Source organism: Pantanalinema rosaneae CENA516, from assembly GCF_050753385.1.
Taxonomy (GTDB): domain Bacteria; phylum Cyanobacteriota; class Cyanobacteriia; order Leptolyngbyales; family Leptolyngbyaceae; genus Pantanalinema; species Pantanalinema rosaneae.
This window is the reverse complement of sequence record NZ_JBLZFZ010000077.1, coordinates 25370-31920: the sequence shown is the minus strand read 5'-3', so window position 1 is coordinate 31920 and position 6551 is coordinate 25370. Positions and strand designations below refer to the sequence as shown.

The following is a 6551-nucleotide window of genomic DNA, read 5'->3' as shown; positions in this document are numbered from 1 at the left end:
AGATGTGTATAAGAGACAGCCATCGCCCTATCCCTCCATCTCCCCCCGCTCCTGAACCAATCGGGGAATTTGCACCGTGAACTGCGTTCCTTGACCCAATTCACTCTCGACCGAAATTTCTCCATGATGGAGTTCAACGGCTCGTTTGACGATCGCCAACCCCAACCCTGTCCCAGCGATCGTTCCGACATTATTAGCGCGATGGAATGACTCAAACAAATGTTGTAAATCAGCCTGAGGGATACCAATCCCGCGATCGCGAACTTGAAAGATCGCCATTTTGTCTGTACATATTAAGGTAAACGCGATCGAGCTATTGGCTGGAGAATATTTAATCGCATTAGACAATAGGTTTTGCAGAATTTGTCGGAGCAGTTTGGCATCGGCTTCTGCGGTCAGTGACGTTCCAGAGCAGGTGAATTGCAGCGTGTGATTGTTGCGAGTCGTTGCCTGCATTTCATCCACCAACTGATGACAGAACGCTTCTAAGTTAAGCAATTCTGAATGGAATGGCAGTTTACCCGCCTCACTTTTACTAATCGTCAAAACATCATCTAATAGCTGCGTCATGTGTTGCACAGCCGCCCGAATTTGGCTGTAGTGTTTTTGTTTTTTCTCATTCGTCCACCGATGGCTACTATGTTCCAGCAATTCCGTTGAACCCAGGATCGTGGTTAGGGGAGTACGGAATTCATGGGAAGTGGTCGAGATAAAGCGAGATTTTAATTCGTTCAGTTCCTTCTCCCGTTCTAGGGCTCGCAGCACTTCTGCCTCCGCCTGCTTACGTGCTGTGATATCGGTAGAAATGCCACCTACAGCATAGGGAACTCCTTCACGATCGAACAAAGGGAATTTCACGGAAAGATAAGTATGCAACATATCATCCTGGAGCGTAAACTCCTCAAATGCCATACTGGTTTTGGATTCCAGTACCTTGCGATCGTTGGCTTGATTCACATAAGCCAGTTCTGGCGGCAGCAAATCGTAGTCTGTCTGACCCCGAATTTGTTCTAAAGGTAAGTGGAACAGCGTTTGAAATTTTTGATTCACCAGGATATATCGTCCCTGGGTATCCTTCAGATAAATCGCTGTTTGGGCATTATCCAAAATGGCTTGTAAGCGTTCATCACTTTCGCGTAGGGCTTCCTCAGCTTGTTTCCGAGCCGTCATATCCCGAATAATGCCAACGATATAGCGGTTGTTAAATGAATCAATAAAGCGACTATTTTTGGTGGAAATATACCGAACCTGACCATTGGCATCGGTAATATACTCTTCATCCTCCTGCGTTTCCCCCGTCGTTAACAACTGATTATCCTTTTCCCAGAATATTTTGGCTTGCTCAGGCGGAAAAATATCGTAGTCGGATTTATCTAGCAACGCCTCTCGACTGTAGCCAACAAAATCACAAAACTTTTGATTCAGTAACACCCAACGATGCTCTTCATCCTTGACAAAGATGGGGTCAGAGGCTGCATCCAACACAGTGGAGAGAAATTCCTGGGTTGTGCCCAGTTCCTGGTTCGCGGCTTCCAGATCCAGGGCTTGTTGTTGCAGACTCTTATTCAACCGCAGAATTTGGGCTTCGGCTTGCTTGCGATCGCTAATATCAAAAATAGCGCCATCCAGATATAATAAAAAGCCGTCCTGATTCCAGATCCCCTGTCCTTTGTGATAGACCCAACGAATCCCACCATCGCGGTTAATCATGCGATATTCCAGGACAAAGGGTTGTCGGTGGGCAAGGGCGCGTTCCGTCACATGCTGTACCATCAGCCAGTCATTCGGATGGCAACAATCAATCAAGCTGCGGACTCGATTATTAATAAAATCCGCCGCCGGATAACCAGTGATTTTTTCAATCTCATCACTAATAAACACCACTGTCCAGCGTTCATCCGGCAGGTAACGATAGATTACCCCCGGGACATTCGCCACCAGGGTTCTGAACTTTTGTTCACTTTTTTGCAAGGCAACTTCAGCCGCTTTCCGGGCACTGATGTCGCGGACAATCACACACTTAAATTCCCTGCCATTGAACTGTAAGTAGTTGGAACTCATCTCCACCGGAAACTCACGCCCATCCTTAGTACGGTTGAGGGATTCCGATCGCCGCCAGCCCTGCTGCTTCAGCATGTGCCAGTGTTCTGCCCAGAGTTCCGGTGTGTAAGCTGGATAGACATCAAACATCGTGAGATTGAGCAATTCTTGTTGCGAGTAGCCCAAAGAACGACAGGCCGCTTCATTCACATAGAGAAATTGGGCATCCGGCTTGACCAGATACACGGCATCACTGACCCGATCGAGGGAGAACTGGGCTAACCGTAAGGAGGCTTCTGCCTGCTTGCGATCGCTAATATCCCGCACAATACAGACATAGCCGCCATCACTCAATGCCGTTAACGAGAGTTCCTGATAAACTCGCTCCCCCGAATCGCGTTTGCCAACCGTTTCGCCTTTCCAGTAGCCCTGCTTACGCAACACCGGCATAATTTCATGTTCGATCCGAAAGCGTTCTTCGCCGTCATACAGCGATCGCCAATTTTTTCCCATTAAGTCATCTGGGCTGGGATAGCCATAGATTTCGGCATGAGCCAGGTTGAGATAGCTATAGGTCAACTCGTGATTCAGAATCGCGATGCCATCCCTGGAAGCAGCGATCGCCGCCGATTGTTGATAGATCACCTGCTGAGTCCGGGCTCGTTCGATCGCATACCGCACCGCTCGGATTAAGAGGGGGTAGGCAATCTGTCCCTTGACCAAATAGTCCTGTGCCCCCCGCCGCAGCGCTTCTAAGCTCATCACCTCATCATCCAAGCCCGTCAAGACAACGATCGGCATGGTAGGAGAAACATCGTGAATCCGTGACAGCATCTCTAGCCCCTGGGCATCGGGTAACGATAAATCCAGTAAAACTAGATCGAAGGGTTGCTGTTTTAAGCGATGCAGCGCCTCACTCAACCGCTCCACATGGGTGAGATGCCATACTGGTTCATCCTGTTCATCAATAATTTCCTGAAGCAGATCCGCATCAGCAAGATTATCTTCAACCAGCAAAATGTTTAGCAGTAGAGAAGGCATGATAGATGCTAATCCGAACGGGGAGGTAGTTGAACAGCCGTTAACCAGAATTGCTCGAATACTTTCACCATTTGGATAAAGTCATCCAAACCCGCAGGTTTAGTGATATAGCAATTGGCATGTAGCTCGTAGGCTTGACGAATATCTTCATTCGCGGCAGACGTGGTTAGAACAATTACAGGTATCGTGCCCAAATCTCGATCGGTTTTAACCTCTGCCAGTACCTCCCGACCATCCTTTCGGGGTAGATTCAGATCCAATAGGATTAAATCGGGACGAGGTTTATCTGCATACTGACCCTGATGACGTAAGAACGCGATCGCCTCTACCCCATCCTCTACTACATAAAGCTGGGTCGGCAGTCTTGCCTCCTCCATCACCTCCAGCAATAGATCCGCATCGCTGGGAGAATCCTCAACCAGCAAAATATGAATTGTCATAGACCACCCTTGTCAATTGCGTCCGATCTCCTCACCAACCTCACTGTGTTGTTCCTCTGCCTTCGGTAGTGTGAAGTAGAACGTTGCCCCCTGCCCCGGTTCCGACTCCACCCAAATCCGACCTTTATGTCGTTCTATGATTTTTTTACATACGGCTAACCCAATCCCCGTTCCCTCATACTCCCGGCGGGTATGTAACCGTTGAAAGATCACAAAAATTCGCTCGATATATTGCGGCTCAATACCAATGCCATTGTCTCGCACCCAGAATAGATACTCCTGATCGAACGCCCCATCTCCCCCATCTTCCCTATCTCCCCCATCTTCCCTATCTCCCCCATCCTGCCCCAACACCCCCACATGCACCCGTGGCGGCGTTTTATCACAGTATTTAATTGCGTTGCCAATCAAATTCTGGAGGAGTTGCATGATGCGTCCGGCATCCACCACTACCGTTGGCAGGCGATCGCAGGTAATCACCGCTTCTGATTCGGCGATCGCCACCTGGAGGTTATGTAATACCTTGTGCAGAAGTTCGTTACAATCCGTCAGTTCTAGTTTGAGTTCCTGTCTACCCACTCGGGAGTAGGCGAGTAAGTCCGTAATCAGTTGTTGCATCCGGGTAGAGCCGTCCACAATGTAGCCAATATATTTATCTGCTTTGGCATCCAATTGTCCGGCATATCGTTTGGCTAATAGTTGCGTATAGCTGGTAATGGTGCGTAACGGTTCCTGCAAATCGTGCGAGGCAATATAAGCAAACTGCTCTAATTCCTGGTTGGAAATAGCTAACCGTTCCGCTAAGCGACCATGTTCCAGAATTTGCTCTTGTAAATACACATTCACAGAAGCTAATTCTGCTGTCCGTTCCTGCACCCGTGATTCCAACTCATCCCGTGCCTGCATGAGTGCCGCTTCCATGTGCTTTCGGGCAGTAATATTCTGAATCAATACCAGTCCTGCGAAGACATCATTTTGATCATTGCGAACCGGCACTACATAAATAATGTAGATACGATTGCCAAATGGTAATTCCTGAGTGACAGCCTGCCCTGCCAATGCCTGTCGATATAATGGCTCCATGAGCGGAATTAATTCTGGCGGTAAAGCTTCCCACAGGGTTTTGCCTTCAAATTGCTCTCGACTCATCCCCATCGTGGCGAGTTCTTGCCCATCGGTAAACACATAGCGGAGATGGCGATCGAATAGATGCACCGCTCCATTCGGGAAGTTATGAATCAAGGTGCGATACAACGCCTCACTCTCGCGGAGGGCCTCTTCAATCCGTTTTTGCTCGGTAATATCAATCACGGCACTGAGCAAACAAGCCGTCCCATCCAATTCAATCTTGTCGCAGGATAATAATACTTTGCGGACTTCGCCCTTCTGCGTTTTGGAGTGCATCAAAAAGTTACGAACTGATCCCTGTTCTCGCATCGTTTGCATGAATTGGTTCCGTTCTGCGGGTAACTGCCACAGCTCTAGTTCCGTCACTGTCCGCCCGATCGCTTGCTCGCGACTGTACCCTGTACTCAGCACCCAACTATCATTAACATCTAAATGGTGACTCTCAGGGAATGTCGTAATACATAACGGTACCGGACTAGCGTGGAAGGCGGTAGCAAATCGGCGCTGAGAGGCTTGTAACGCCGCTTCGGCATGTTTTCGTTGCGTCACATCCAATACCAATGACAACACCGAAATCAAATTACCGGACTCATCTACCAACGCCGAGTTATACCACTCGCAATAAATCACTGAACCATCTTTGGTCAGGTTGCGGCTGCAATAGACGCTCTGGGCTTCGCTGCCATTTAATAGGTGTTTGATAGCGGTTTGCACCGTATGTCGATCGGCTTCATAGACAAACTGCCAATCATCGGGATGTTTACCCGACACCTCTGCGGCAGTCCAACCGAATAGTTTTTCTGCCTGGGATGACCAACCCCGCACCTGGAAATCACTATCCCACTCCACCACGGCCAGGGGGGAATTTTCAATCAGTGAGTTCAGCTCTTGATAGGCTTCTTGCAGGGCGGCAGTTCGTTCTTGCACCCGTTGTTCTAATTCATCATGCGATCGCCGCAGTTCCTTAAAGAAGCGATCGCGCTCTTCTTCTAACTTCTTGCGATCGGTGATATCCAGAATCATGCCATTCCAGACAATATCGCCATTCTCCTGCTGTCCAGGTCGGGCAATGCCCTGTACCCATTTACAGCCCCCAGACGGCGTGAGAACCCGCCACTCCATCTTCCAGGACTGTAGGGTTTGGGCAGATAGCTGAAGCGACTCTCGCAGGGCAGGTAAATCCTCAGGATACGTCATGCGCCAGAGAAAATTAGGATCATGCAACGCGATGTCCTGGTCGATTTCAAAAATAGTGCGGCAGTTGTAGCCAATAAAGGGAAAGCTTTCAGTCCCATCCCTATGCAACATGTACTGATACAACATGCCGGGCACACTGGCGACTAAGCGATGCAATCGGGTTTCCCGCTTTTCCAACTCATGCGTCTTTTGTTTTAGTAACCCCTCCTGTTGCACTAGGCTCAATAAATCAGCCCATTTCAAGCCCTGTAGCACCCGCTCCGGCGTAATCACGCCCACCACGCGATCGGACTCATCCAATAGGGGCAGATGATGTAAACGATGACAACGAAATAAATCAAATACGCCAGCCAACGACACATGAGATTGTCTAATGGTGACCACCTGATCTGTCATCACGTCGCGCACTGGCATTGTTTCTGCTACTACGCCTGCGGCAACCAGTCGCACCACATCCACGGTGGTCAGAATGCCCGTTAAGCGGCTTCCCTCCACAACTAAGACACAACTGTGGCAAAGGTTGGCACATTCAGCCCTATCTTGCTCCCTCTCGATAGACAGCATTTGTGCCTGATGCATTAACTCGATCGCTTGGCGTAAAGAGTGGTCTGGCGTGATCAGGAGGGGTCGGAGGGCGATCGCTAAAACCAAATCCGTTGCTAGAGCAGAGAAATCAGACAACATAGGGGTGTCAACAGGTGAGTT

The 6551-nt window shown here is 49.2% G+C and carries 3 protein-coding genes; all 3 read right to left on the bottom strand.

The genetic code is table 11. From position 1 onward, the window contains the following. Window positions 1–27: 27 nt before the first annotated feature. Genes ACN4EK_RS28605 through ACN4EK_RS28595 form a run of 3 tightly spaced genes read right to left on the bottom strand, consistent with a single transcriptional unit; the run spans window position 28 to window position 6530 of the window. Window positions 28–3081: a sensor histidine kinase gene (locus tag ACN4EK_RS28605; RefSeq protein WP_431661839.1), complete on the bottom strand. Its 3054-nt coding sequence runs from the start codon at window positions 3079–3081 to the stop codon at window positions 28–30. A gap of 8 nt (window positions 3082–3089) precedes the next feature. After that, a complete protein-coding gene (locus tag ACN4EK_RS28600) occupies window positions 3090–3521 on the bottom strand; it encodes a response regulator (protein WP_431661838.1) in 432 nt (143 codons plus the stop codon). 12 nt (window positions 3522–3533) lie between these two features. After that, entirely contained in the window at window positions 3534–6530 is a 2997-nt protein-coding gene (locus tag ACN4EK_RS28595; protein WP_431661837.1) for a PAS domain S-box protein, read from the bottom strand. Between the last annotated feature and the right edge of the window lie 21 nt (window positions 6531–6551).

Excerpts from the sequence above, each read along its gene's own strand:
- ACN4EK_RS28595 (WP_431661837.1), bottom strand. The coding sequence starts at position 6,530 with ATGTTGTCTGATTTCTCTGCTCTAGCAACGGATTTGGTTTTAGCGATC.
- ACN4EK_RS28605 (WP_431661839.1), bottom strand. The coding sequence starts at position 3,081 with ATGCCTTCTCTACTGCTAAACATTTTGCTGGTTGAAGATAATCTTGCT.
- ACN4EK_RS28600 (WP_431661838.1), bottom strand. The coding sequence starts at position 3,521 with ATGACAATTCATATTTTGCTGGTTGAGGATTCTCCCAGCGATGCGGAT.